General features: G+C 71.2%; 22 protein-coding genes. 14 read left to right on the top strand and 8 right to left on the bottom strand.

Annotation, left to right across the window (positions count from 1 at the left end):
• From ACZJYS_RS11165 to ACZJYS_RS11100, 14 genes are all read left to right on the top strand, one after another.
• On the top strand, positions 1 to 1,077 hold a 1,077-nt coding region (locus ACZJYS_RS11165), incomplete at its 5' end, for an ABC transporter substrate-binding protein (protein ID WP_493178012.1).
• 22 nt (positions 1,078 to 1,099) lie between these two features.
• Complete coding sequence (locus ACZJYS_RS11160) at positions 1,100 to 1,969, top strand: branched-chain amino acid ABC transporter permease (RefSeq protein ID WP_493178009.1); 870 nt, start codon at positions 1,100 to 1,102, stop codon at positions 1,967 to 1,969.
• Complete coding sequence (locus tag ACZJYS_RS11155; RefSeq protein ID WP_493178006.1) at positions 1,966 to 2,901, top strand: branched-chain amino acid ABC transporter permease; 936 nt, start codon at positions 1,966 to 1,968, stop codon at positions 2,899 to 2,901. Before ACZJYS_RS11160 ends, ACZJYS_RS11155 begins: the two co-directional genes overlap by 4 nt.
• Positions 2,898 to 3,647, top strand: a complete 750-nt coding sequence (locus ACZJYS_RS11150) for an ABC transporter ATP-binding protein (protein ID WP_493178004.1) — start codon at positions 2,898 to 2,900, stop codon at positions 3,645 to 3,647. Before ACZJYS_RS11155 ends, ACZJYS_RS11150 begins: the two co-directional genes overlap by 4 nt.
• A gap of 11 nt (positions 3,648 to 3,658) precedes the next feature.
• Entirely contained in the window at positions 3,659 to 4,372 is a 714-nt protein-coding gene (locus ACZJYS_RS11145; RefSeq protein ID WP_493177999.1) for an ABC transporter ATP-binding protein, read from the top strand.
• A complete protein-coding gene (locus ACZJYS_RS11140) occupies positions 4,369 to 5,217 on the top strand; it encodes an alpha/beta hydrolase (RefSeq protein ID WP_493177996.1) in 849 nt (282 codons plus the stop codon). The genes ACZJYS_RS11145 and ACZJYS_RS11140 overlap by 4 nt, the downstream gene beginning before the upstream one ends.
• A complete protein-coding gene (locus tag ACZJYS_RS11135; RefSeq protein ID WP_493177993.1) occupies positions 5,214 to 6,368 on the top strand; it encodes an ABC transporter substrate-binding protein in 1,155 nt (384 codons plus the stop codon). The genes ACZJYS_RS11140 and ACZJYS_RS11135 overlap by 4 nt, the downstream gene beginning before the upstream one ends.
• A 110-nt stretch (positions 6,369 to 6,478) precedes the next feature.
• Positions 6,479 to 6,802, top strand: coding sequence for a DUF2218 domain-containing protein (locus ACZJYS_RS11130; protein ID WP_109518164.1), 324 nt, complete (start codon positions 6,479 to 6,481; stop codon positions 6,800 to 6,802).
• An 82-nt stretch (positions 6,803 to 6,884) separates the two neighbouring features.
• Positions 6,885 to 7,622 (top strand): SDR family NAD(P)-dependent oxidoreductase, encoded by a 738-nt coding sequence (locus ACZJYS_RS11125; RefSeq protein WP_493177988.1) that lies wholly within the window; start codon positions 6,885 to 6,887, stop codon positions 7,620 to 7,622.
• A gap of 107 nt (positions 7,623 to 7,729) precedes the next feature.
• Positions 7,730 to 8,311 (top strand): cytochrome b, encoded by a 582-nt coding sequence (locus ACZJYS_RS11120; protein WP_493177984.1) that lies wholly within the window; start codon positions 7,730 to 7,732, stop codon positions 8,309 to 8,311.
• Positions 8,312 to 8,578: 267 nt separating this feature from the next.
• Positions 8,579 to 10,810, top strand: a complete 2,232-nt coding sequence (locus ACZJYS_RS11115) for a TonB-dependent siderophore receptor (protein WP_493177980.1) — start codon at positions 8,579 to 8,581, stop codon at positions 10,808 to 10,810.
• A gap of 7 nt (positions 10,811 to 10,817) precedes the next feature.
• Positions 10,818 to 11,156 (top strand): DUF3649 domain-containing protein, encoded by a 339-nt coding sequence (locus ACZJYS_RS11110; protein WP_493177977.1) that lies wholly within the window; start codon positions 10,818 to 10,820, stop codon positions 11,154 to 11,156.
• A complete protein-coding gene (locus ACZJYS_RS11105; RefSeq protein ID WP_493177974.1) occupies positions 11,153 to 12,733 on the top strand; it encodes a PepSY-associated TM helix domain-containing protein in 1,581 nt (526 codons plus the stop codon). Before ACZJYS_RS11110 ends, ACZJYS_RS11105 begins: the two co-directional genes overlap by 4 nt.
• Positions 12,730 to 13,056, top strand: a complete 327-nt coding sequence (locus ACZJYS_RS11100; RefSeq protein ID WP_379649668.1) for a DUF3325 family protein — start codon at positions 12,730 to 12,732, stop codon at positions 13,054 to 13,056. Before ACZJYS_RS11105 ends, ACZJYS_RS11100 begins: the two co-directional genes overlap by 4 nt.
• 86 nt (positions 13,057 to 13,142) lie before the next feature.
• Here the strand turns inward: ACZJYS_RS11100 and ACZJYS_RS11095 are convergent, their stop codons facing one another.
• The 8 genes from ACZJYS_RS11095 to ACZJYS_RS11060 all read right to left on the bottom strand — a co-directional run bounded on the left by ACZJYS_RS11095 (position 13,143) and on the right by ACZJYS_RS11060 (position 23,411).
• Positions 13,143 to 13,661 carry a ferritin-like domain-containing protein gene (locus ACZJYS_RS11095; RefSeq protein ID WP_109518158.1) on the bottom strand — a complete coding sequence of 173 codons (519 nt, stop codon included), beginning with the start codon at positions 13,659 to 13,661 and terminating at the stop codon, positions 13,143 to 13,145.
• Positions 13,662 to 13,752: 91 nt separating this feature from the next.
• Positions 13,753 to 15,834, bottom strand: a complete 2,082-nt coding sequence (locus tag ACZJYS_RS11090; protein WP_493177968.1) for a sugar nucleotide-binding protein — start codon at positions 15,832 to 15,834, stop codon at positions 13,753 to 13,755.
• Between the two features lie 11 nt (positions 15,835 to 15,845).
• Positions 15,846 to 16,991 carry a UDP-galactopyranose mutase gene (glf, locus tag ACZJYS_RS11085; RefSeq protein WP_493177964.1) on the bottom strand — a complete coding sequence of 382 codons (1,146 nt, stop codon included), beginning with the start codon at positions 16,989 to 16,991 and terminating at the stop codon, positions 15,846 to 15,848.
• Entirely contained in the window at positions 16,984 to 18,204 is a 1,221-nt protein-coding gene (locus ACZJYS_RS11080) for a glycosyltransferase family 1 protein (protein ID WP_219929777.1), read from the bottom strand. Before ACZJYS_RS11080 ends, glf begins: the two co-directional genes overlap by 8 nt.
• An 86-nt stretch (positions 18,205 to 18,290) precedes the next feature.
• Complete coding sequence (locus ACZJYS_RS11075; RefSeq protein ID WP_493177961.1) at positions 18,291 to 20,111, bottom strand: ABC transporter ATP-binding protein; 1,821 nt, start codon at positions 20,109 to 20,111, stop codon at positions 18,291 to 18,293.
• Entirely contained in the window at positions 20,108 to 21,265 is a 1,158-nt protein-coding gene (locus ACZJYS_RS11070) for a hypothetical protein (protein WP_493177959.1), read from the bottom strand. The genes ACZJYS_RS11075 and ACZJYS_RS11070 overlap by 4 nt, the downstream gene beginning before the upstream one ends.
• A 168-nt stretch (positions 21,266 to 21,433) precedes the next feature.
• Positions 21,434 to 21,580: a hypothetical protein gene (locus tag ACZJYS_RS11065; protein WP_181378213.1), complete on the bottom strand. Its 147-nt coding sequence runs from the start codon at positions 21,578 to 21,580 to the stop codon at positions 21,434 to 21,436.
• Between the two features lie 523 nt (positions 21,581 to 22,103).
• Positions 22,104 to 23,411 (bottom strand): hypothetical protein, encoded by a 1,308-nt coding sequence (locus tag ACZJYS_RS11060; protein WP_493177957.1) that lies wholly within the window; start codon positions 23,409 to 23,411, stop codon positions 22,104 to 22,106.
• Positions 23,412 to 23,619: the final 208 nt, after the last annotated feature.

The following is a 23,619-nucleotide window of genomic DNA, read 5'->3' as shown; positions in this document are numbered from 1 at the left end:
ATCACCTCCCTCTCCGGCCCCTTCACCGCGCTCGGCGAGAGCATGCGCGCCGGGATGCAGCTTCTCCTGGCGCAGTCCGGCAACAGCCTCGCCGGGCGTCCGGTGGAGTTCCTGGTGGAGGACGACCAGGCCCGGCCGGAGGAAGGCGCCCGCCGCGCCCGCAAGCTCATCGGCCAGGACCGGGTGGACCTGCTCTGCGGCGTCATCAGCTCCGGCGTGGCGCTGGCGCTGCGCGACGTGGTGACGGAGGCGCGCACGCCGACCTTCCTGCTCGGCTCGGCCAACGACCTCGCCCGCAAGGCCGCCAGCCCCTACATCGTGCGCCCGACCAAGACGAACTGGATGCTGGGCAGCACCGCCGCGCGCTGGGCGCAGGAGAAGCTGGGCGGCGCGCGGGTGCTGACCGTCGCCTCCGACTACGCCGCCGGGCGCGAATATGTCGGCGACTTCGTGGAGACCTACCGGCAGCTCGGCGGCCGCCCCGGCCGGCCGCTCTGGACGCCGCTCGGCAGCGCCGATTTCGGCCCGCTGCTGACCACCATCGCCGCCGAGCGGCCGGAGGCGGTGTATGGCTTCTTCGCCGGCAGCGACGCCGTGCGCTTCCTGCGCCAGTGGCAGGAATACCGCCTCGCCGGCCGGGTGCCGCTGATCGGCCCCGGTGCCTTCTTCGACCAGGAGGACGTGCTGCCCGCCGTGGGGGATGCCGCGCTCGGCGCCTTCAGCACCTTCCACCAGTCGCCCACCGCGCCGGCCAGCGCCGCCTTCAACCAAGCCTACATGGCGACGGGCAAGCCCCTGCCCGGCGAGTTCAGCACCACCGGCTATGTCTGTGGCCAGGTGATCCGGGCGCTGCTGGAGCGCACGGGCGGCACCCTCGAGGACTGGGAAGCGGCGCGGGCCGCGCTGTTCGACGCGCCGGTCGAGACCGCCTTCGGCACCATGCCCTTCGACCCGCGCAACGGCCAGGCGATCCTCGACATCCATGTCAACGCGGTGCGGCGGGGCGAGGATGGGCGGATGGTCAACACCGTCGTGCACACCTACCCGCAGCTGCGCGACCCGGGCCCGGACGCCTGAGGCCCGCGGAGGAAGCACCCCGATGGGCTACGCCGTCGTCCAGGTCCTGAACGCCCTGTCCTTCTCGGCCCTGCTGCTGCTGACGGGGCTCGGCCTCTCGGTCGTGCTGAGCCTGATGAACTTCGTCAACCTCGCGCATGGCGCCTTCTACCTGCTGGGCAGCTACGTGGCGGTGCTCTGGCTCGCCTCGGGGGCACCCTGGTGGCTGGCCTTCCCCGCCGCCTTCCTGGCCGCCGCCCTGGCCGGCGCGCTGCTGGAGGGCTTCCCGTTCCGCCGCTTCTACGCCCGGCCGCACCTGATGCAGGTGCTGCTGACCTATGGCATTTCCGTCATCCTGGCCGACGTCATGCGCTGGGGCTTCGGCGCGCAGATCCTGACGCCCGAATTGCCGGCGGCGCTGCGCGGCGTCGTCTTCCTGTTCGACATGCCCTTCCCCCTCTACCGCCTGTTCCTGATCGGCGCGGGCGCGGCGCTCGGCCTGCTGCTCTGGCTGCTGCTGGACCGCACCCTGTGGGGCGCGGCGCTGCGCGCGGCGGTCACCGACCGCGGCATCGTCGAGACGCTGGGCATCGACACGCGCCGCCTCTTCGCCGCCGTGCTGGTGCTCTCGGCCGGCCTCGGCGGGCTGAGCGGCGCGCTGGGGGCGGGCATGCTGGCGGCCTACCCCGGCCTCGACGAGGAGGTGCTGATCCTCGCCCTCATCACCGTGGTGGTGGGCGGGCTCGGCAGCTTCGGCGGCACGGTGGCCGGCGCGCTGGTGGTGGGCTTCGCGCTCACCTTCAGCAAGGTGTGGTTCCCGGAATTCGCCAATGTGGTGGCCTTCTCCGCCATGGCCGGCTTCCTGCTGCTGCGCCCGCACGGCTTCGTCGCGCCGCCGCTGCGCCAGGTATGAGGCGCGCGCTCCTCTCCCGGGCGGCGCCGATGGCGGCCGCCCTGCTGGCGCTGGCGCTGCCCGCCGCCCTGGCCGGCTCGTTCCATCTCCGCTTCCTCGCCGAGATCCTGCTGCTCGGCACGGCGGTGATGAGCCTGGACCTGCTGGTGGGCTTCGGCGGGCTGGTCTCGCTCGGCCACGCGGCGCTGTTCGGCACGGCGGCCTATGCGGCGGCGGTCGCGGCGCTGCATCTCGGCGGAAACCTCCTCCTGGTGCTCGGCGCCGGCACCGGCGCGGCGCTGCTCCTGGCCGCGCTGATGGGGGTCGCGATCATGCGCAGCAGCCACCTCTTCCTGCTGATCCTCACCCTGCTGCTCGGCCAGATCGCCTGGGAGGTGGCCTTCCACTGGCGCGCGGTGACGGGCGGCGCGGACGGGCTGCGCGGCCTGCCGCCGCTCTCCCTCGGCCCCTGGCGGCTGGACGGGCCGCGCGCCCTGTTCCTGCTGGCCGGCGGCCTCGCCCTGGCCGCCTATGCCCTGGCCCGCTCCTTCGTGGCCGCCCCGATCGGCCGCGCGCTGGTGGGGGCGCGCGAGCAGCCGCTGCGGATGAGCGCGCTCGGCTACAGCACCGCGCGCATCCGCCTGCGCGCCATGCTGGCGGCGGGCGGCATCGCCGGCGCGGCGGGGTCGCTCTACCCGTTCCTCAACCTCTATGTCGGGCCGCAGAGCGTGCACTGGTCACTCTCGGCCACGATGATCATCATGCTGGTGATCGGCGGCGTCGGCTCGCTCTGGGGCGCCTTCCTGGGCAGCGCCGTCTATCTGGCGCTGCAGACCTATGTCAGCGCCTATACCGACCGCTGGCAGCTCTTCGTCGGGGTGATCTTCGTGCTGATCGTGCTGCTGCTGCCGCACGGCCTCGCGGGTGCCGCGGCGCGGTGGAGGCGGGGATGAGCCCGCTGCTCGAGATCGCCGGCATCGGCAAGAGCTTCGGCGCCTTCCGCGCCCTGTCCGACATCAGCCTGGCGGTGGAGGAGGGCGAGACACTCGGGCTGATCGGCCCCAACGGCGCCGGCAAGACGACGCTGTTCAACGTCGTCACCGGCTTCCTGCGGCCGGACAGCGGCGCGGTGCGCTTCGCCGGCGCGCCGGTCGACCGCCTGCCGCCGGACAGGCGCGCCGCGCTCGGGCTGGTCCGCACCTTCCAGAAGGCGATGGTCTTCCCCGCGCTCAGCCTGCGCGAGAACATCGCCATGGCGGCGCGGCAGCGCGCCGGGCATGGGCTGCGCTGGCTGGGCGCGCGGGCCTGCCACGCGGAGGCGGAGGCAAAGGTGGAGCGCCTGCTGACCGAGAGCGGCCTGCCGCGCGGCGGCGACGAGCGCATGGCCGACCTCTCCTATGGCGAGCAGCGCATCGCCGACCTGCTGATGGCGCTCGCCCTGGAGCCGCGCCTGCTGCTGCTCGACGAGCCCACCGCCGGGCTTTCCCAGGCCGAGGCGGAGCGGCTGCTGCGCATCGTCCGGCGGCATGATTCCCGCACCGCCCTCGTGCTCATCGCGCATGACATCGACATCGTCTTCGGCCATTGCGACCGCATCGCGGTCATGCATCTCGGCCGGCTGCTGCGCACCGGCACGCCACAGGCGGTGCGGGCGGATGCGGCGGTGCGCGCCGCCTATCTCGGGAGCCTCGCGGATTGATGCACGGCGCGATGCCCGGCACCCCGCTGCTCGCCCTCTCCGGCCTGTCCGCGCATCACGGCGCGGTGGAGGTGCTGCGCGGCCTCTCGCTGGAGCTGCGCGCCGGCGAGGCGGTGGCCCTGCTCGGCCGCAACGGCGCCGGCAAGAGCACCCTGGCCCAGGCGCTGTTCAACCTCGGCCCCCGCCTCGGCGGCACGGTGCGGGTGATGGGGCAGGACGTGACGGGCTGGCCCACCCATCGCATCGCCCGGCTCGGCCTGGCGCTGGTGCCGCAGGGGCGCGGCCTGTTCCCCAATTTGACCGTCGCGGAGAACCTCCGCCTCGCCACGCTGCGCGGCGCGCGCGGCGCCTGGACGCTGGAGCGCGTCCTCGCCCTGTTCCCGCGCCTGGCGGAACGCCGCGCCACCTCCAGCAGCGCCCTCAGCGGCGGCGAGCGGCAGATGCTGGCCATCGGCCGCGCCCTGCTCACCCAGCCCCGGCTGCTGGTGCTGGACGAGCCGAGCGAGGGCCTGGCGCCGCTGATGGCCGAGGAGATCATCCTGCACCATGTCGGGCGGCTGCGGGCGGAGGGGCTGACGGTGCTGCTGGCCGAGCAGAACCTCCCCCTCGCCCTGCGGCTCTGTCCGCGCGCCGTGGTGCTGGCCGGGCGCGGCATCGTCTTCGACGGCCCGTCCGGCGCCCTGCTCGCCGACCGCCCCTTCGTCCAGGAGCATCTCGGCCTATGAGCCAGCCCTTCCCGCCCCCGGAGGCCGAGGACGCGCCCGTCACGCTGCCGCGCACCGCCTGGTGGGACATGCCGGCGGGGGCCGACCCGGCACGGCGGCACCGTGCCTATCTCGCCTGGCCGGAGGCGCCGCCGCCGCCCGCCGGCTACCCCGTGCTGCTGGTGCTGGACGCCAATGCCGGCTTCGGCGCGGCGGTGGATTCCTACCGCGCCCTCACCTGGCGCAACACGCCCGGCCGGCCCGCTCCGGCGCTGATCCTGGGCCTCGGCCACCCCGGGGGCGCGGCCTACGAGCCTGCCGCCCGCCAGCGCGACTACACGCCGGCGCTGCCGGGCACCGACCCCGCCACCTCCGGCGCGGCGGCGTTCCTCGGCTTCATCGAGGCGGCGCTGCTGCCCGCCCTGGCCCGCCGCCAGCCGGTGGACATGGGGCAGCTCTCGCTGTTCGGCCATTCGCTGGGCGGGCTGTTCGCGCTGCACGCCCTGCTGGCGCGCCCCGGCCTGTTCCGCAGCCTCGTCATCGCCAGCCCCTCCCTGTGGTGGGGCGAGGGGGCGATGCTGGACGCCGCCCGGCGCTTCGCCGCGCGGCCACCCGCCGCGGCGGCCGGCACCCGCCTGCTGGTGACGGTGGGCGGGCAGGAGGAAAGCGACGAAGGCCCGCGCGGCGCCATCCGCGCCGCCCGCCGCATGATCGGCAATGCCCGCGAGCTGGCCGCGCTGCTGCGCGGCGCCGGGCTGGCCGTGGAATTCACCGAGTTCCCGGGCGAGGACCATGGCTCCGCCCGGCTGCACGCCCTGATCCGCGCCCCCCGCTTCGCCCTCCCCCGGGCAGGAGACCCCGCATGAACCGCCGCACCCTTCTCGGCAATGCCCTGGCCCTGCCCCTGCTGGCCGCGCCCGCCCTGTTGCCTGCCCTGATGCCCACCCGGGCGCGCGCCCAGTCGCCCATCCGCGTGACGGATCTGCGCGGCCGCACCGTCACCCTGCCCCGCCCAGCGCGGCGGCTGGTGCTGGCGCAGGCGCGGCACGTGCTGGCGATGGGGCTGCTCCACCCCGACCCGGTCTCCCTCCTCGTCGGCTGGGGCGACGACCTGCGCACCATGAACCCGCCGGACTACGCGGTGCTGCGCGCCCGCTTCCCGCGCGCTGACGCCATCCCCGTCGTCGCGCGGGCGGGCCAGAATGCCAGCCTCTCGCTCGAGGCCATCCTGGCCGCGCAGCCGGATGCGGTGATCGTCAGCGGCGGCGCGCTGCGCGCGGAGACGGACAGCGTGCTGGACCGGCTCGCCGCCGCCGGCATCCCGGCCATCGTCATCGACTTCTTCAGCAACCCGATGCGCGACACGCGGCGCAGCATGGCCATACTGGGCCAGGTGCTGGGGCTGGAGGAGCGCGCCGCGGCGTTCGACCGCTTCTACATGGCGCGCATGGAGCGCATCTCGGCCCGCCTCGCCGGCCTTGGGGAGGACAGGCCGCGCGTCTTCGTCCATGCCCATGCCGGCGGCACGGCCTGCTGCGCCTCGCCGGGGCGAGGAGCGTTCGATTCCATCGTGCGCTTCGCCGGCGGGCACAATATCGGCGCCGACACGCTGCCGGGGAATGTCGGCCAGCTCTCCCTCGAATACATTCTGAGCCAGGACCCGGCGGTGTATGTCGCGACGGGCGGGCCGTATGGCGGCCGTGGCGGCATCCCGCTCGGCACGGGGGTGGAGGCGGCGCCGGCGCGGCGGGAGCTGGCCGCCGTGCTTCAGCGCGAGAGGCTGGACGTCCTGCCCGCCGTGCAGGCGGGCCGGGCGCATGCCATCTGGCACGGCTTCAACGACACGCCCGCCCACATCGTCATGCTGGAGGCGCTGGCCCGCTGGTTCCACCCCGCCCGCTGCGCCGATCTCGACCCGGCGGCGACGGTGGCCGCGCTGAACGCAGAGTTCCTCGCCATCCCCATGCAGGGCACCTACTGGACCGACCTGCGCGGCACGGCGCCGGCTTCGCCCTGACGCCCCGCATGGCCGGGGAACGACCGGGGATCCAGCCCCCCATGCCCGCCAGCCCGGCCCCGCCACGGCGCCGGGCGGCCACAGCCCTCTCCATCCTTGGGAGAAAGCCGATGCGCTTCGAGAGCCGGGCCACCGTGCCCACCGCCCATGCGAGCCGCTACCTGCAGCAGCTCTGCAAGCACTGGAGCCACAACCTCGCGGTGGAGTTCACCGCCGACGAGGGCAAGATCGTGTTCCCGCGCGATGCGCGGGGGGCGGACTGGCCCGATGCCGCCACGCTGCGGCTGCACGCCCGCGCCGACGGGCTGGAATGCCACCTGGCCGCCAGCGCCGAGGGCCAGCTTGCGGGCCTGAAAGGCGTCGTGGAGCGGCATCTGGACCGCTTCGCCTTCCGCGAGGCGCCGCTCGCCTTCGCCTGGCAGGATGCCGCCTGACCGGCCCTCCGCGGCTGGCCCTGGCGGGGCGGGGCCCATAGACTGCGCGCCGCCGCATCATCGCGGAGGGAGAAACGGTTCCATGGCCCAGACACGCAAGGTCGCGCTCATCACCGGCTCAGGCCGCAACATCGGCCGTGCTGTGGCGCTGGGCCTGGCGCAGGACGGCTTCGACGTCGTCATCAACGGCTCGTCGGACCGCGCAGCCTGCGAGGCCGTGGCGCAGGAGGCGCGGGCGCTGGGCGTGGCCGCGCTGGTGGTCATGGGCGATGTCGGCCGCGCGGAGGATTGCGCGCGGATCGTGGCGGAGGCCACGGCGGGCCTCGGGCCGGCCGATGTGCTGGTGAACAACGCGGCGATCCGCCCCGCCGTCCCCTTCCTCGACACCACGGAGGAGACCTGGCGCCAGGTCCTCTCCGTCGACATGGAGGCGGCGCGCTGGCTGGCGCGGGAATGCCTGCCCGGCATGCTGGCGCGCGGCTGGGGCCGCATCATCAGCTTCACCGGCATGAACGCCATCCAGGGCTATGACGGGCACGCCGCCGTCTCCGTCGCCAAGCACGGGGTGTGGGGGCTGACCAAGGCGCTGGCCAAGGAGTTCGGCCGGCACGGGATCACGGTGAACGCCATCTCGCCCGGCCCCACCGCCAAGGACGGGGAGGATACGGCGAAGGGACCGCCGGCGGTGCTGGCGCGCATCCCGGCGGGCCGGCTCGGCACCCCGGCCGAGGTGGCGGCCCTCGCCCGTACCCTCGCCTCGGAGGCGGGAGCCTTCATCAACGGGCAGATGCTGCAGGTCAATGGCGGCACCCAGACCTAGGCCGCACCGCCACCCTGCCCTGCCCCCAGCCTGCCGGCCCCATGGCAGGACGGGCGGCGGCCGGCTCGCAGCCCCGGTCCTCATGACGGAACAGGAGCCTGCTGCCCGTGCGATGGCGTGACGATCCGACGCGGTACGGCCTGGTCAGCCGCCTGCTGCACTGGGGCATGGCCCTGCTCTTCCTCTGGCAGTTCGCCGGAATGGCGGTGCGGCTCACGGTCGGCCGCTCCCCGGTGACGGCCTTCATGGTCGGCAGCCATGTCAGCGTCGGCAGCCTGCTGTTCGTACTGGTGCTCGCCCGTGGCGCCTGGAGCCTGCTCAACCTGCGGCGGCGGCCGCGCCATGCGGCGGGCCTTGCCGGGCAGGCGGCCCGGCTTGGCCATCTGGCGCTCTACGGGCTGATGCTGGCCGTGCCGGCTTTGGCGCTGCTGCGCCACTACGGGTCCGGCCGGGCCTTCGCGCCGTTCGGCCTGCCGCTCCTGCCGGGCGGGCGGGAGAGGATCGATGCCCTGATGGCGCCGGCAGATCTCGCGCACGGCCTGCTGGCCTGGATGCTGCTGGCGGCCGTGGCCGGGCATGTCGTCATGGTGCTGGTGCACCACCGCGTCTGGCGGGATAGCACCTGGGCGCGCATGGGCGGCGGCGCGGCCTCTCTCCCGGCCACCGGCACGGAAGCCGGCCGGCGCTGACCAGGGCGGGCCACCGCACCCTTCCTCCTCCGCCGGTGCGGGCTGCCTGCCGACCGGTTCAGGAAGTATCGCCCCGCAGGCCCTGTGGCGCGGCGGCCACACGGCAGGCGCCAGCCTCCCAGGACCGGAGATATTGTAACCCGAACCCTTGCCTGTTACAGCCCGGAAAGATTATGCGAACGATTATCATTAGCACATTGGCGGCAAGGGCGATTTTCCATGACAGAAGGTGAACAGCCGGGCCCAGCGCGGCGCGCCGGCGCGTTGATGGCCCTGACCGCGGCAGCCATCGCCATGCCCGCCGCCCTGGCCCTGGCGCAGGAAGGAACAGCGGCCGAGGCCTTCTCCGGCAGCATTGTCCTGCCCGAGGTGAATGTGCAGGCAGGCATCGAGCGGGGGCACAGCCCCGTGCAGGGGTTCGTCGCGGGCGTGAGCGCCTCGGGCACCAAGGCCGACACGCCGATCATCGAGACGCCGCAATCGATCTCCGTCGTCACCGCGGACGACATCGGGGCGCGCAATGCGCGCAACCTGAACCAGGCCTTGCGCTACACCGCCGGCGCGGTGACCGACACGCGCGGCTCCACCGCCGTGCGCCTCGACCAGCTGACCCTGCGCGGCTACTCGCCGGCGACCTACCTCGATGGGATGCGCCTGGCCGGCGGCCGCGACGCCAATCCCAGCATCGATGCCTACCGGCTGGAGCGCCTGGAGGTGCTGCGCGGCCCGGCCTCGGTGCTCTACGGCGCCTCGCCGCCCGGCGGCCTCGTCAACGCCATCACCAAGCGCCCGACGGAGGAGCGCATCCGCGAGGTGCTGCTGGAGGCGGGGACGCGCGACCGCTACCGGGCGGCGGGTGATTTCAGCGGGAAGCTGGACGAGGACGGGCAATGGCTCGGGCGCTTCATCGCCTCCTATGCCGAGGGCGATGGCGAGCTGGATGAAACGCGGGAGCGCCGCTACTTCTTCTCCCCCTCGCTCACCTGGCGCCCGAGCAAGGACACCAGCATCACCCTGTTCGCGCATTACCAGCGCGATCCGGAATCCGGCTCCTACGGCAGCGTGCCGGCCTGGGGCTCGGTTCTCCACAACCCCCGCGGCCGCATCGGCACCCGCTTCTACGATGGCGACCCGAACCTGGAGCGCTCCAACCGCGAGCACTACATGGCCGGCTATCTGGCCGAGCATCGTGCCAGCGACTGGCTGACGCTGCGCCAGAACTTCCGCTACCTGCACACCAAGGGCGAGTACCGGAGCGTCTATGGCGCCGGCATCACGCAGGACTATCTGAGCCTGGTCCGCTCGGTCTACGGCACGGATGCCGATTTCGACGTCTTCACGATCGACAACCAAGCGCAGTTCAGCTTCGGCACCGGCCCGCTGCAGCACACCCTGCTGGCCGGCCTCGACTACTACCGCGTGCTGAGCGACACCTATACGGGCTCCGCCCTCTCCACCACGCCGCTGGGGCAGAGGCTGCCCCGGCAGAGCCTGTTCAGCCCGGCCTATGCCAACCAGGCCACCTTCTGGCCCGGCTTCAGCACCTACAGCAGCCAGCGGCAGAACCAGCTCGGCGCGTATCTGCAGGACCAGGTGAAGCTGGGGCGGCTGGTGCTGCTGTTCGGCGGCCGCCTCGACTGGTCGGACTCCACCACCGAGAACAGCGCCGTCGCGACCGGCCTGCGCACCAGCAGCTCGCGCCAGACCGACCATGCCTTCACCGGCCGTGTCGGCGCCGTGTATCTCTTCGACAGCGGCTTCGCGCCCTATGTGAGCTACAGCGAGAGCTTCGAGCCGCAGAGCGGCACCGACCGCTTCCTCAACCCCTTCGACCCCACGCGCGGCCGGCAGTACGAGGTTGGCCTGCGCTACCAGCCGCCGGGTACCAATCTCCTGCTGAGTGTCGCGGCCTTCGACCTGGTGCGGCAGAACGTGCTGTCCACCGACCCGGCCAATCCGCAGTTCAGCGTCCAGTCCGGCGAGACGACCTCCCGCGGCATCGAGCTGGAGGCCAAGGCGAGCCTGATGACCGGGCTGAGCCTGACGGCGGCCTACGCCTACCAGGATGTGGAATTCAGCCGCAGCGACAACACGGCGCGCGTGGATGACGGCTTCGTCCCCGCCCGTACCGGCTCCACCGTGGCGCTGGAAGGCAAGACGCCCTGGGGCGTGCCGCGCCACACGGCCTCCGCCTGGCTCGACTACACCCTGCCGGAGGGAAGCCGGCTGGAGGGCCTCGGCCTCGGTGGTGGCGTCCGGTATCTCGGCTCCTCCTGGGGCAACGACGCCAACACCTTCAAGGTCGACGCCGCCACGCTGTTCGACGCCGCGCTGCGCTATGACCTGGGCAAGCTCGGCCGGAACCTCGAGGGGATGCAGGCGGCGGTCAATGTCAGCAACCTGGCGGACACGCGCTACGTGAACAGCTGCTTCGCCTACAGCAGCTGCTGGTATGGCTATGGCCGCACCGTCACCGGCTCCGTCCGCTACCGGTTCTGACCGGTCCATGCCGGGATTTCCCGCAGGGACCGGCCGGGCGTTCCGCACCCGGCTTCCGCCGGGCGCGGCGCTGCGCCGGGCAATGGGCATCGCCCTGCGCGTGCTGGCGGGTGCGGGGGGCGGCTATGCCGTCGCGGCGCTGTTCACCGCCGCGCTCTCCCTCGGCCTGCCCATGCCGCGGGCGGAGGCGGTGCTGACCGCGACCATGGCCAGCTTCGCCGTCTATGCCGCCGCCATCGTCTGGGCCTTCGCCGCCCCGGGCGTCCTGCGCGCCTGGGCGGGCCTCGCGGCCGTGGCGGCGGGCCTCGCCCTGGTCCTTTTCCTCCTGCAGGGTCACCTACCGTGAAGGATGGCTTCCGCCAGTCCATGGCCTGGCTGCACACCTGGACCGGCCTGCTGGTCGGCTGGGTACTCTTCGCCGTCTTCCTCACCGGCACGGCGGCGTATCTGCGGCCGGAGATCTCCTACTGGATGCGGCCGGAGCTGGCGCTGTCCAGGCCCGGCCCGCACAATGCCGCCGTGGCGGTGGCCGCCATGCAGGAAATCGCCCCCGCCTCGCCGGCCTGGTTCATCACCCTGCCGGATGCGCGGGAGACCACCACCCGCGTCTTCTGGCGCGACCCGGCCGCACGCGGGCGCGGCTTCCGCAGCGAGGTCCTCGACCCCGATACCGGCCGGCCCGTGGCGGCGCGGGATACGCTGGGCGGGGAGTTCTTCTACCGCTTCCACTTCCAGCTTCACTACGTGAGCGTGCTGTGGGGGCGCTGGATCGTCTCCATCTGCACCATGTTCATGCTGGTGGCCATCGTCAGCGGCGTCATCACGCACCGCCGCATCTTCGCCGACTTCTTCACCTTCCGCCCCGGCAAGGGCCAGCGCTCCTGGCTGGATGGGCACAATGTCTGCGCCGTCCTGGCGCTGCCCTACCACCTCATGATCACCTACACCGGGCTGGTGCTCTTCATGATGATGGTGATGCCCTGGGGCGTCGGGACCGCCTATCCGGGTGACCAGCGCGCGGCCTTCAACGCGGAGGCCTTCGGCAATCCGCCGCAGCGCCAGCGCACCGGCAGCGCCGCGCCACTCGTGCCCATCGCCCCCCTCGTGCAGGAGGCGCAGCGGCATTGGCCGGGCAGCGCGATCGGACGCATCGTCGTGGCCAATCCGGGCGATTCCAGCGCCACCATCCAGCTGGTCCGCGCGGATTCCGCGCGGATCTCCAACAACGCGCAGAGCCTGACCTTCGACGGTGCCACCGGCGCTCTCCTTCACGCCAGCGGCACCGATCGTCCCGCGGCCGAGCTGCGCGGCGTGATGTACGGGCTGCATATCGGCCGCTTCGCCGGCCCCCTGCTGCGCGCTCTCTTTCTGCTCTCCGGCCTTGCCGGCACCGTGATGGTGGCCACCGGGTGCATCCTCTGGGCCGTGAAGCAACGCCAGCAGGCGGCGCGGCAGGGCAGGATCGGGTTCGGCACGCGCCTGGTCGAGCACCTCAACATCGCCGCCATAGCGGGCCTGCCATTCGCCATGGCCGCCTTCTTCTGGGCCAACCGGCTGCTGCCATCCGGCATGGCGGAGCGCGCGGCGTGGGAGGTGCATGTCTTCTTCATCGCCTGGGGCCTGTGCCTGCTGCACCCCCTGTTCCGCCCGGGCCGCCGCGCCTGGGCCGAGCAGCTCGCCGCCGGGGCGGCCGGGTTCCTGCTGCTGCCCGCGCTGAACGCCGTCTCGACCGGGCGCCATCTCCTCGCGACCCTGGAGGACGGAGACATGGTGCGCGCGGGGTTCGATCTGGGCCTGCTCGCATGCGGCGTGATACTGGCAGGCTTGTGCTGGAAGGTGGCGCGGCACCGGCCGGCGCCGGCTCCGTCCGGCCGGACGGCCCGTCAGGCCCCGGCGCGGCCCGTGGCGGATCTTCCGCAATGATGGCCTTCGCCCTCGCCTATTCCGGCTTCACCGCGCTGTGCCTGGCGATGGCCCGGCATCACGAGCAGATCCTGGGCCGACGCGCCGTCACGCCCCGGCGGCGGAGGCTGCTGTCCGGCCTCGGCTTCCTTCTGCTCGCAGCCGCCCTGGCTTCCCTGGTCCTGGCGGAGGGATGGGGAATGGGAACCCTGCTCTGGCTGGGCCTGCTGACAGCGGCCGCCAACCTGCTGGTCCTATCGGTCTGCTACATGCCGCGCGCGGCGCCCGCCATCTCGGCGGGCTTCCTGGTGCTGGGACTCGTCTCCACCCTGGCCGGCGCTTGATGGCCGGCGCGTGACGGCAGGCACGGGCTGCGCCATGCCGGCGCGGGCAATCCTGCGCCGGCAAGGGCGGCCCGCGGCGCCGTGCCTCAGACGCCCGCCGTGTAGCCCTGCGCGGCGCGCTGCACATAGGTCAAGGTGGTCGGGCCGAGATGCTCGTCGATCCATTGCGCCATGGCTTCCTCCTCCTGCAGCGACTGCCGCAGCGCGCTGAGCCCGGCCTGATGGCCCACCAGCTCGGCCAGCGTCAGCAGCGACTTGTAGGAAGCGATCTCGTAATGCTCGAACGCATAGTTGGCGAAGCTGTTCTTGACCACCTCGTCGGAGGCGGGGGCATGCGCCAGCGCCGCCATGTTCCCCATGAACTGGAGCACGGTGTCCTTCACGGTGGAATGGCTGGTGTTGAAGCTCGCGAGCATCTCCTCGATGCGCAGCGCCTGCTGCTCTGATTCCGCGATGTGGGCGCGCATGCGCGCTTCCATCTCCGGGTAGTTCTCCAGCCGCCCCACCTGCCGTTCCAGCAGCTGGATCGCCTGCTTCTCCACCCCGTGCTGGTTGCGCAGGCCAGCGATGTAGACTTCCTGCGCCTTCTGCTGCGTGTCGCTCACATCCTGTCTCCCTGTTCCACCCGGCGATGCCGGGCCGAGACGACTCAACCTGGGCAGAGGAGGACGGTTCCAACCGGCGCGGGGCCCGCCCTCATGCTGAGCTGCCGTTCAGGAAGACCTCGCCCGCGCCGACGGGCGGCCGGGCGGCGGGCCAGAGCGCTGCCCGCAGCGCAGCGTCAAGCGGCGGCATGAGATGGCCACGGCAGGAGGCCAGGCAGACGGTGCCACCCTCCGGCGGTGCCGGCCCGGGCTCCGCGCATGGCTCCGCCGATGGGTGGGTCAGGTGCCAGATGCCGCTTTCGCCATCCACCAGCAGGTCGAGCATGGCCTGCGCCAGATCGGGCATGTGGCTGACGGCCGCTGCCGGCGTATCGGGCGCGCCGCCGCCGGCGCCGATCTCGACGAGGCGGCCGGCACGGATGACGAGGGCGGTGGGGTGCGCCGCCAGGACCAGCGCCTCGGCGGCCGCCTTGTCGTGGCCGAAGCGGCAGCGTGGCAGGGGCGTATCCTCCTCGGTGAAGGCGCGCGAGCCCCCACCGCCGAAGATTTGCGCCGCAGAGATCAGCAGGAAAGGCAGGCGCGACGCGGCACAGGCGGCCGCGACGACGCCTGCCCCCATGGCCTCGCCAGGGCGCGCCGCGCGGGCCTCGGGGCCACGGCCGGCGGCGTTGATCACCGCCCAGGGCCGGTGCCGTGCCAGCGCGGCCTCCACGGCGGCCGGATCGGTGATATTCAGCGCAGCGCGCGGCAACGCCACGGCCGGCAGGCCGCGCATGGCGCAGTGCCGCGCCAGCACCCGCGCCATTCGCCCCGCCCCGCCGGTGATCAGCACCGGCGGGGCCGCACGCACCGTGTCCGGAACGCCGCCTGCGGGGGTGACGTAGTGCCGGCCGGGCCGCCGCCACCATCCGGGCGTGTCCAGCACCGGGTGATGGAAGCGCCGGCCGCTGGCCAGCGCGGCGGTGGCCGCCGCCAGCGCGGTGGGGCGCGGCGGCGTGCTGCGGATGTCGAAGGCGCCCGGCTCGTAGAAGCCATCCTGCCGCAGAAGCAGGGAGTTCCAGTCCCTTACCCCCAGCAGCGCCCAGACCGTGAGCGCCCGCACATCCGCCCCCTGCCGCTTCAGCGCCACGGCGGCATCCCAGCCTTCCGCCAGCCAGCGAAGCTGCTCCTCGCGCGTGCAGCCATGGTGCACCTCCGTGAGGGCGACAGGCCGGCGGTAGCGGTCCCACAACTCCCGCAGCCTCGCTGCCGGCCCCAGGGCGCCGGCCGGCAGGTCGACGCGCACCGCCTCGACATCGGCATAGCGGTGCCGGCCATTGCCGCCCTGCGCCGAGGCCGGATAGGCATCGAGGCGCTCATCGAGGTAGCGGTCGCTGGTCAGGTAGTGGTTCATGCCGAGAATGTCGGGCGGCCGCGCATTCGCGCGCAGCCAGTCCAGCTCGGCGGCGGCGATGCCGTTCGCCCGCATGAAGGCGTACAGCCGGTGCAGTGGACCGACGCGGCCACAGAGCAGGTCGAAGGAAAGCCAGCGCCGCTCGTTCTCGAACGCCGCCTGGTACTGCAGCAGCGGCGTGGCGAAGGTGCGGCCGAGATCCTCCGTCTGCACCAGGGAGGCCTCCGGCGTCACGCGCCGGATGGCCTGCATGGCCAGCACCACGCCGCGGCACTGATTGACCAGGGCGCGGAGGAAGGCCGGCGCGTCGCTGCGATGCGGGTACCAGTGGCCGTAGAGCCCGCTGAAGCGCCCGGTGGTCAGCGGCTCGTTGACCGGGGTGAAGTGCCGGACCCAGGGGTAACGCAGGGCCACGGCTTCCGCATGGGTGGCGAGCTTCTCGGGGAAGAGCGGATCGAGCAGGCTGGTGTAGCGCGGGCCGCTGCCGTGGTGGAGCAGCCCGGCGATGACCGATATTCCCAGCCGCCGCAGGCGGCCGAGGCGCTCATCGTGCCAGGACCAGTCCCGCTCCTCCGGATGGCGTGGCGCCACGCTCTCCCACAGCACCGGGTAGCGGAGCGTGCCGATACCCAGCGCCGCGATGCGCTCCAGATCCTCCGGCCGCGCCCGGTGGCCGGTCTCCACCGCCTGGTCGCGCCAGCGCTCGCCGATGCGGACGATGCTGGCCTCGACGCCGCCCCAGACCTCGACAGGCCGGGCCGGCGTGGCGTCCAGGGGCATGCCGGGCGTCCTCAGGGAGCCGCAGCCGCCATCCCGACCTGACGGCCCGCCGGCGGAACAGGCAACGCCTCCTCGATCCGGCGGAAGGTGGACAGCGCCTGACCCACAACCTGGTCCATGTTGTAGTAGCGGTAGGTCGCGAGCCGGCCGACGAACCAGACATCCCGCTCCGCATCGGCGAGCGCCTCGTACCGCTTGTACAGCAGCGCATTCTCAGGGCGCGGCACGGGGTAATAGGGCTCGCCCTCTGCGGCGGAGCGCTCGTAGGTCAGGCTGGTTTTCGGATGCTCCTGGCCAGTCAGGTGCTTGTATTCGGTGACACGGGTGTAATCCTCGGTCTGCGGGTAGTTCACCACGCCCACGGGTTGGTGCCATGGCTTGTCCAGCGTCACATGCTCGAAGCGCAGCGAGCGGTAGGGCAGCCGGCCGTACCGGAAATCGTAGTACTCATCGACCGGGCCGGTGAAGATCAGACGACGGTGCGGAATGTGCTTGCGCACATCGGCGAAGTTCGTGCTCAGCATGACGGTGATGCGAGGGTGGTCCAGCATCCGCTCGAACATGCGGGTATAGCCGGCGGCCGGCATGAACTGGTAGCGATCGCCGAAATAGCGGTCATCGTCGTTGACCCGCGTCGGCACCCGCGCCGTGACGGATTTGTCCAGCTCCGACGGATCGACCCCCCACTGCTTGCGGGTGTAGCCACGGAAGAATTTCTCGTAGAGCTCGCGCCCGACACGGCTGACGACCACATCCTCGGAGGTGCGGATCTCGTCCACCGGCTCGGCGAGGGTTTGCAGGAAGGCCTCGGTCTCCGCCTCGGTGGTGAAGGATTTGCCGTAGAGGCTGTTGATGGTGGTGCGGTTGATCGGGATCGGCAGGAGCTGCCCGTCCACATGCGCCAGCACGCGGTGCTCGTAGGGGCGCCACTCGGTGAAGGCCGAGAGATGGTCGAAGACGGCCTGCGAATTGGTATGGAAGATATGCGGGCCGTACTGGTGCATCAGGATGCCGGCCGCGTCATGGCGGTCATAGGCGTTGCCGGCAATATGGCTGCGCTTGTCGATCACCAGCACCTTGTCGCCACGCTGCGAGGCAAGACGCTCGGCCAGCACGCTGCCGGCGAAGCCGGCGCCGACGATGAGCCAGTCAAACATGGACCCGCCTCCCCGTGCCGGCCGCCGGGTCGGAGGCGGTGACGGCCATGGGAAGGGAGCGCTCGGCGCGCTGCCGCATCAGCTGGTGCATCGCACCCCAGGTCGCATCCCAGGACAGATCCGCGAGATAGCGATCGACAGAGGCCAGCCAGGGCCCACGGGGCCTGGACATGGCGGCTTCCAGCGCCTGCACCGTCGCGGCCTCGCCCGCAGCGATCCCGACCAGGCCCAGCGCACCATAGGGGCGCTGCACGTCGCGCACCGCGGTCGAGACGAGAGGGATGCCGGCGGCCAGGAATTCCGGCGTCTTGGTGGGGCTGATGTAGCGGGTGGTCTCGTTCAGCGCGAAGGGCATCAGCCCCGCATCCCATCCCGCCAGGTAGGCGGGCAGCTCCTGATAGGATTTGCTGCCCAGCCAGTGCAGGTTCGGCAGGCGCGGCAGGCTGGCCGGGTCGATCTTCACCACGGGGCCCAGCATCACGAAGTGCCACTCCGGCCGCAGCGCGGCCACGCGCGCGACCAGTGCCGTATCCATCCTTTCATCTATGACGCCGAAGAAGCCGATCCGCGGATGCGGGATGTCGCGCTGGTCGGCAGGATCCTGCCGGCCCGGCTGCCGCGCCCGGATGAAATGCGCCTTGTCGATGCTGCTGGGGAACACCTGCACGCTCGGATGGCGGGAGCGCTTCGCCTCGTAAAGGCTCTGCCCGCCGGCGAACACCAGATCGGCCAGATCGAACAGCCGGGCTTCGAGCGCGACGAGTTCCGGAGGCGCGCCACGGAAGGCGGAGAGCTCATCCATGCAGTCATAGACGCAAAGGTCCGGCTCGCGGTGCCCGGCAAACTGCAGCGCCATCGGGGTATAGTACCAGAAGATCGTCTCCTGGCCCGCATGCGCGTCCAGAACTTCGTCGAGCATTCCGCGCTGCGCTTCGATGGCCTGGTCGCCGCCGAGGCCGGCCGGCAGCACCGGCACCGCCACCCGCACGCCACTCGGCTGCGCGTGGATATCCAGCCGTGCCGTCTCCAGCCCTTCTTCCCAGACAGGTTCCTCGAAGTAGATGACGAGATGGTCGGCAACCGCGCGGTTGAGCAAATGCTGCGGCCGCTGCTGCACGAAATTCCAGCGCAGATGCGAGAAGCAGACCAGCAGGGGACGAGCCTTGCCACCAGACCATGGATTCTTGGCGGGAGCGGAATTCTCAGCGGTCATGCGGGGGGCTCTCTTGGCAAGGGCGGAACGGAACCACTCCGCAACCCGCTCCTATGGCCCCGGTTCCTGCCCCGGCCTCATTTCTTTCAAGGAATTATCGACAAGCAGTCCACCTCCTCCAGCGACAGCCCCTCTGCCTGCAGCCGCCACATGCGCTGGAACAGCCCCCCCTGCGCGCGCAGCAGCGCCGGTGCCCCGTCCTCGACGATGCGGCCGCCCTGGATGACGATGACGCGGTCGAAGCTGCTCAGCGTGGAAAGGCGGTGCGCCACGGAGATGACGGTCCGCGCCCGCCCCATCCGTACCAGCGCGCGCTGGACCTCGATCTCGGATTCCGTGTCGAGCGCCGACGTCGCCTCGTCCAGGATGATGATGGGAGCCTGCTTCAGAAAGGCCCGCGCCAGGCCGATGCGCTGCCTCTGCCCGCCAGACAGCTTCGCGCCCCGCTCCCCCACAAGCGTGTCGTAGCCCTGCGGAAGATGGCGGATGAAGCCATCGCAGCAGGCGGCTTGCGCGGCGGCCCGCAATTCGGCCTCGCTGGCGTCAGGCCGCGCGAAGCGGATGTTGTCCCGCACCGAGCGGTGGAAAAGCAGGATCTCCTGCGGCACCACCGCCAGAGCTGCCCGCAGGCTGTCCTGCGTCACCGCGCGGATGGCCTGCCCGTCGATCAGGATCTCGCCCTGTTGCACGTCGTAGAGACGTTGCAGCAGATGGATCAGGGTGGATTTGCCGGCGCCCGACGGCCCCACGATGCCGAGCTTCTGGCCTGCGGGAATGGAGAGGGTCAGGCCATCGACCGCCTCGCGCGCATCTCCGTAGGAGAAATGCACATCGCGGAACTCCACCCTTCCCTCTCCCGCACGCAAAGGCTGCGCATGCGGGGCATCGCGCACCGTCTGTGGCTGGGCGATGACGTGCAGGGTGTCCTCGATGAAGCCGAATTGCTGCGCCATGTCGACCAGCGACAGCGCCATCTCGCGCGAGCCGTGCAGGATGCGGAAGGTCAGCGTGCTGATCAGCACCACGTCGCCCGGCGTGATGCGGCCACCGCTCCACAGCGTCACCGCCCAGGACAGCATCGATCCCGCCATGGCCAGCAACGCCACGTCGTGCAGCAGCCGGGCCCATTCCGTGTACATCCAGGAGGCACGCTGCGCCTCCGCCTCGGCGGTGAAGCCGGCGGCCAGCCGGGCACGCTCCCGCGCCCGGGCCGAGAACGCCTTCACCGCCCACATGTTGCCGATGACGTCGACCAGCTCGCCCGCCACCTCGCCGCCCTTCTGGGCATAGCGGCGGTGCAGGGGCCGCCCGCGCTCGCCGAACAGGATCAGCCCGGCCGTGATGAGAACCACGAAGCCGCCGAGCACCACCGCCATCCGCCAGTCCACCAGGCTGAACACCAGCAGCGCTCCGGCGAAATCCACGCAGGGCGGCAGCACCCGCCAGACGACGGTGTTGACCAGCGCGCCGAAGTTCCCGGCAGTGGCTGTGATGCGCTGGCCCAGCGCACCCGCCCGGTTCTCGGCGAAGTAGCGCATGGGCTGGCCGTTCAGGTAGTCGAACAGATCGAGGCGCACATCGACGCCGATACCCACGGTGGTGCGGCAGCCAAGCCAGCCGCTGAGCCGCCACAGGATGCTCTCCAGGGCGATCAGCGCCAGGAAGAATGCCACCGTTGTCCAGATGGCGACGGCCTCGCGCGGGCCGGCCATGGCATCGACCAGAAGCTTCGTCACATATTGCAGGCCGATGGCGCAGGATGCCGCGCCGAGGACCATGATGAACAATCCGGCGAAATGCAGCGGCCGGCCCCGCAGGTAGCGCAGGATGAAGGCGCCGGGCGCACGCAGGTATGCCGGCCGTCGGGCATCATCCTCGGGAAGCTTGTCCGCAGGGCCTCCCGTCATGAAAACACCGGATCGGGCGACGGCGAATGTTCGGACTTCCGGCCCATGGACTCCTGCTGGCGCCGCAACTCCTGCGCCAGGGGCGGGAACACGGCCCTCTCCCCCGCGGGACCAGCCATGGAGAACAGCCCGGCCTGGCAGATGCGCCCATTGTCCCAGCCGGGATAGTCCAGCACTGGGTAGAGGCAGAGCCCGCCGACGGGCACCCCCGCCGACCGCGCGGCCTCAACCTCGGCGCAGACATAGTGCAGCCACGCTGCCCGCGCCGATCCTTCCGCGCCCGTCTCGGCGATCAGCAGCGGCCGGCCATAGCGCCGGTGCGCCTCGGCGAGCATGTCGGAGAGCGGGCGGTAGGCATGGTGCCCGAGCGGCACGGTCGGGCCGCCATGGTACCACTGGTTGTCGGGGTAGTAGTTGACGCCGATGATGTCGATCAGGTCGGCAGCGCCGCCCAGCTCCGGCTCTGCCCTGCCGCTCAGCAGATCAACCGCCTCGAACTGGAAGAGGCGGTAGGTCTCTGCATGGCGCGCCGCGCGTTTGGTGCCCGCCACGACATGGATCAGCGGCTCGGCGGTGATGAAGCGGGCCCGGGGGTCCTCCGCGCGGATGGCCCGGATGGCGGCGATGGCGGCCCGCACCAGCTGGCGCTTCAGCGCACCACCCTGTCTCCGCGCGCCGGGATTGATGCGCCCCATCTCCCCCCCGGCCCAGGACCAGAAAGAGATTTCGTTGATCGGGCAGTAAAAGGGCGCCGCTACCGTCTCCTTCCGCACCAGCCGAGCCGCGGCGGCGGCAAAGGTCGCGAAGCGCTCGACAAAGGCGGGCGACCAGATGTCGAGATCATCCGGCCAGCCATAGTGGCAAAGGTCCCAGATAACCTGCACGCCGGCTGTCTCTGCCGCCCGCAGCATCGGCAGGACGCTGGACCAATCGTATTCGCCGGGTGCCTGTTCGATCAGGTGCCATCTCAGGCCATCGCGCGCGGCGGCGATGCCGTGCTCGCGCAGAGCCTGGTAGTCGGCGGCAGCCAGCCTGTCGTGTCTGGTCCCGGCGAGAAGATCCAGCCTTCGGCCGTCACGCCGGCGGTGCGTGGAACATTCAAATCCGCCGAGGAAAAAGCTGCGGAACAAGGCAGGCGTGGCATCGGCGACCATGCGTCGGGTTCAACCTCGGCTCGGATTCCCAGGCGGCTCGGCAGGCCAGGAGACTCCGGCCAGGCCTCGTGCCGCCAAGCCGCTCTACCGGTTGGCATAGCCGCGTCCCTGCTGAAAGGTTCCAGCCTTTCTGCGATGCGCCTCGGCGTCGAGAGGCAAGGTTGTACGCTACTTGGCCTTGTCGTTCTGCGCCTGCGGCGGATTTCGCCGGCGGCGGAACACCGCCCGGAACTCGGCATGGTTAAGGCCGAGAAGGACAACGGCGACGACAATGATCACGGCCAGAGGAATGAGTGCGGAATTCATCATGGTCATGGTGACTCCGGGCTGGTGTGTGCTGCGTGGAAAGGCCGGACAGGCCAACGTGAGACAATCCGGGGAATGGGAAAAATCCTCGCGCCTGCTTCAAGCGATCAGGGAGACGGCCGAAGTGCCGATGCTCTCCTCGGATAAGGCAGAGGTACGGCATACCCGGTCTCTGGCGCGCCGGAGGGGCCCGGTCAGATTGCCAGGAACCCCTGCGACCGCAACTGATCCGGCCCTGGCACTGCAGGCTCCAGGAATCCTGGTCGCGGTCTCGAACGCACTGCGGAACATGGACCCTCCGGCACCGGACAGCCTTGCCGGTCAGGGCAAGGCCAATCCGACGTGGAGATAAACCACGCATTCCGATGATGGTCGCAGACGGGAGAGCGAAGGAGGCGCCACAAACCCGCACGATCTCGTGCAGCCGGCCATGCCGCCACAGCTTGAGCAGGCATGAACTGTGTGCGGCGCGGACAGAAGAGAAGCATCGGCCTGCCGGCCGCAGGCTGGGTGTGGCCGGCAGGATACCGTGTCAGCGGGGTGCCGCAGGAACCTCGGCCGGAGCGGGCGTCTCCGGCGCAGGCGCGGGAGAGATCTGCGGAGAGACCGGACGCGGCTGGACCGTTTCGACGGTGCTTTCCAGGCTGCGCAGCCGCTGCTCGGCGGATTGCACCTGCTCAGCCAGGCGTTGGCGACGCTGTTCGAGCTCGCCGCCTTCGCGGCGCAAGGCCTCGTTGGCGGCGGTCAGGCGGGAGGCTTCCTCCTGCAGGCCGCGCAGTGCGGCATTGTTGCGGTCTGTCTCGCTACGGGCCTGCGCCAGCCGGGTTTCAGCTTCAGCCACGGCGGAATTGCGGGCGGCCAAGGCTGCCTCCGCCGTCTCCAGTTCGCTCTGGACACCGCGCAACTGGCGCTCCGCCTCGGCACGCTGGCGATCATGCTCCGCGCTGGTGCGAGCCGCTGCTTCGGCCGCGCTGCGAATCTCGTCCAGCCGGCGCTGCTCGGTGGAAGCCTGCTGACGCAGGCCGGTAAGCTGGGTTTCGGCGTTGCGGATGGCGTTGTCGAGTTCGGTGCGGCGGCTGTTCAGGCTGGCGACAGAAGCCGTGGCCACATCTCGCGCGGCTGTCTGCCGCGAAAGTTCGTCCTGCAACCGCTGAGCCTCCGCGCGCTGGCGCGTCAGGGCAGCTTCTTCATTGGTAAGATTCTGCCGCAGGGTGGCCAGGCGGGCCTCTTCCTGCTGCGAGCGGCCCGTCAGCTCAGCCCAGCGGCGCTCCAGCCCCTGCAGCCGGGAATTGGCCTGCTCGGTGGCCTGGGTGGCTTCCTGAAGGCGCGCACGGGCTTCGGCCACCGCAGCCGTTCGGCTGGTCAGCTCTCCTTCGGCGGACGTGGCAGCCTGCCGCGTCTGCTGAAGCTGTGCTTCGGCTTCACGCAAGGCCTGCTGGCGAGACGCCAGAGTTGCCTCAGCCTGGCTCCGCTCCGTGCTCAACCGCTGCAGCCGCTCATTCTCGCCTTCGCTGCCGCGCGACAATGTGCCGAGGCGCTGCTCGCCAGCCGTAATCTCGGCGCGAATGGCGGCAGCCCGGCGAGCGGCCGCGCTACGGGCCTGCTCCGCCACGCTGCGGGCGCTGCGGGCCTGGGCCAGCTGTTCGGTCAACGAGGTAAGATCCTGCTGGGCCTGACGCTGATCGGCGAGGGTTTTTTCCATCTCCGCGACGCGCTGGTCCAGCGCTGCGGCCCGTGCCTCCGCAGCGGCCAAGGCTTGCTGGCGCTGCTCGATTTCGGCCGCCCGCTCGATCGTCAGGCCGCAACCAGCCAAGGCCATGGACATGGTGAGGGCCAGCATGGGCGCCACGGGTCTGGAGAGGCGGTAAGCCATCATTCCCAATACAATCTCCCTGCGTGCGGCGCCGGAAGCAGGGCAGGTCCGCCCCGTTCACCGTCTTGTTCAAGTTTGACGGTAAACAGCTTCCCAAGGGAGAGGAAGGGCACAAGACTGCGTCCGCTTTCTCCGATAGGAGAAGCGGACAGAAATCTCATGATTTTTATCAGGA

It is taken from the genome of Roseomonas sp. TS2, from assembly GCF_058833935.1.
The sequence above is the reverse complement of the archived record's forward strand: the minus strand, read 5'-3'. Positions and strand labels throughout refer to the sequence as shown.

What these genes read in the sequence shown, in the direction of transcription:
- ACZJYS_RS11060 (WP_493177957.1), bottom strand. Translation starts at nt 23,411, where the DNA reads ATGCTGGCCCTCACCATGTCCATGGCCTTGGCTGGTTGCGGCCTGACG.
- ACZJYS_RS11125 (WP_493177988.1), top strand. Translation starts at nt 6,885, where the DNA reads ATGGCCCAGACACGCAAGGTCGCGCTCATCACCGGCTCAGGCCGCAAC.
- ACZJYS_RS11070 (WP_493177959.1), bottom strand. Translation starts at nt 21,265, where the DNA reads ATGGTCGCCGATGCCACGCCTGCCTTGTTCCGCAGCTTTTTCCTCGGC.
- ACZJYS_RS11075 (WP_493177961.1), bottom strand. Translation starts at nt 20,111, where the DNA reads ATGACGGGAGGCCCTGCGGACAAGCTTCCCGAGGATGATGCCCGACGG.
- ACZJYS_RS11150 (WP_493178004.1), top strand. Translation starts at nt 2,898, where the DNA reads ATGAGCCCGCTGCTCGAGATCGCCGGCATCGGCAAGAGCTTCGGCGCC.
- ACZJYS_RS11115 (WP_493177980.1), top strand. Translation starts at nt 8,579, where the DNA reads ATGGCCCTGACCGCGGCAGCCATCGCCATGCCCGCCGCCCTGGCCCTG.
- ACZJYS_RS11155 (WP_493178006.1), top strand. Translation starts at nt 1,966, where the DNA reads ATGAGGCGCGCGCTCCTCTCCCGGGCGGCGCCGATGGCGGCCGCCCTG.
- ACZJYS_RS11100 (WP_379649668.1), top strand. Translation starts at nt 12,730, where the DNA reads ATGATGGCCTTCGCCCTCGCCTATTCCGGCTTCACCGCGCTGTGCCTG.
- ACZJYS_RS11135 (WP_493177993.1), top strand. Translation starts at nt 5,214, where the DNA reads ATGAACCGCCGCACCCTTCTCGGCAATGCCCTGGCCCTGCCCCTGCTG.
- ACZJYS_RS11140 (WP_493177996.1), top strand. Translation starts at nt 4,369, where the DNA reads ATGAGCCAGCCCTTCCCGCCCCCGGAGGCCGAGGACGCGCCCGTCACG.
- ACZJYS_RS11090 (WP_493177968.1), bottom strand. Translation starts at nt 15,834, where the DNA reads ATGCCCCTGGACGCCACGCCGGCCCGGCCTGTCGAGGTCTGGGGCGGC.
- ACZJYS_RS11160 (WP_493178009.1), top strand. Translation starts at nt 1,100, where the DNA reads ATGGGCTACGCCGTCGTCCAGGTCCTGAACGCCCTGTCCTTCTCGGCC.
- ACZJYS_RS11080 (WP_219929777.1), bottom strand. Translation starts at nt 18,204, where the DNA reads ATGACCGCTGAGAATTCCGCTCCCGCCAAGAATCCATGGTCTGGTGGC.
- ACZJYS_RS11110 (WP_493177977.1), top strand. Translation starts at nt 10,818, where the DNA reads ATGCCGGGATTTCCCGCAGGGACCGGCCGGGCGTTCCGCACCCGGCTT.
- glf (WP_493177964.1), bottom strand. Translation starts at nt 16,991, where the DNA reads ATGTTTGACTGGCTCATCGTCGGCGCCGGCTTCGCCGGCAGCGTGCTG.
- ACZJYS_RS11130 (WP_109518164.1), top strand. Translation starts at nt 6,479, where the DNA reads ATGCGCTTCGAGAGCCGGGCCACCGTGCCCACCGCCCATGCGAGCCGC.
- ACZJYS_RS11145 (WP_493177999.1), top strand. Translation starts at nt 3,659, where the DNA reads ATGCCCGGCACCCCGCTGCTCGCCCTCTCCGGCCTGTCCGCGCATCAC.
- ACZJYS_RS11065 (WP_181378213.1), bottom strand. Translation starts at nt 21,580, where the DNA reads ATGACCATGATGAATTCCGCACTCATTCCTCTGGCCGTGATCATTGTC.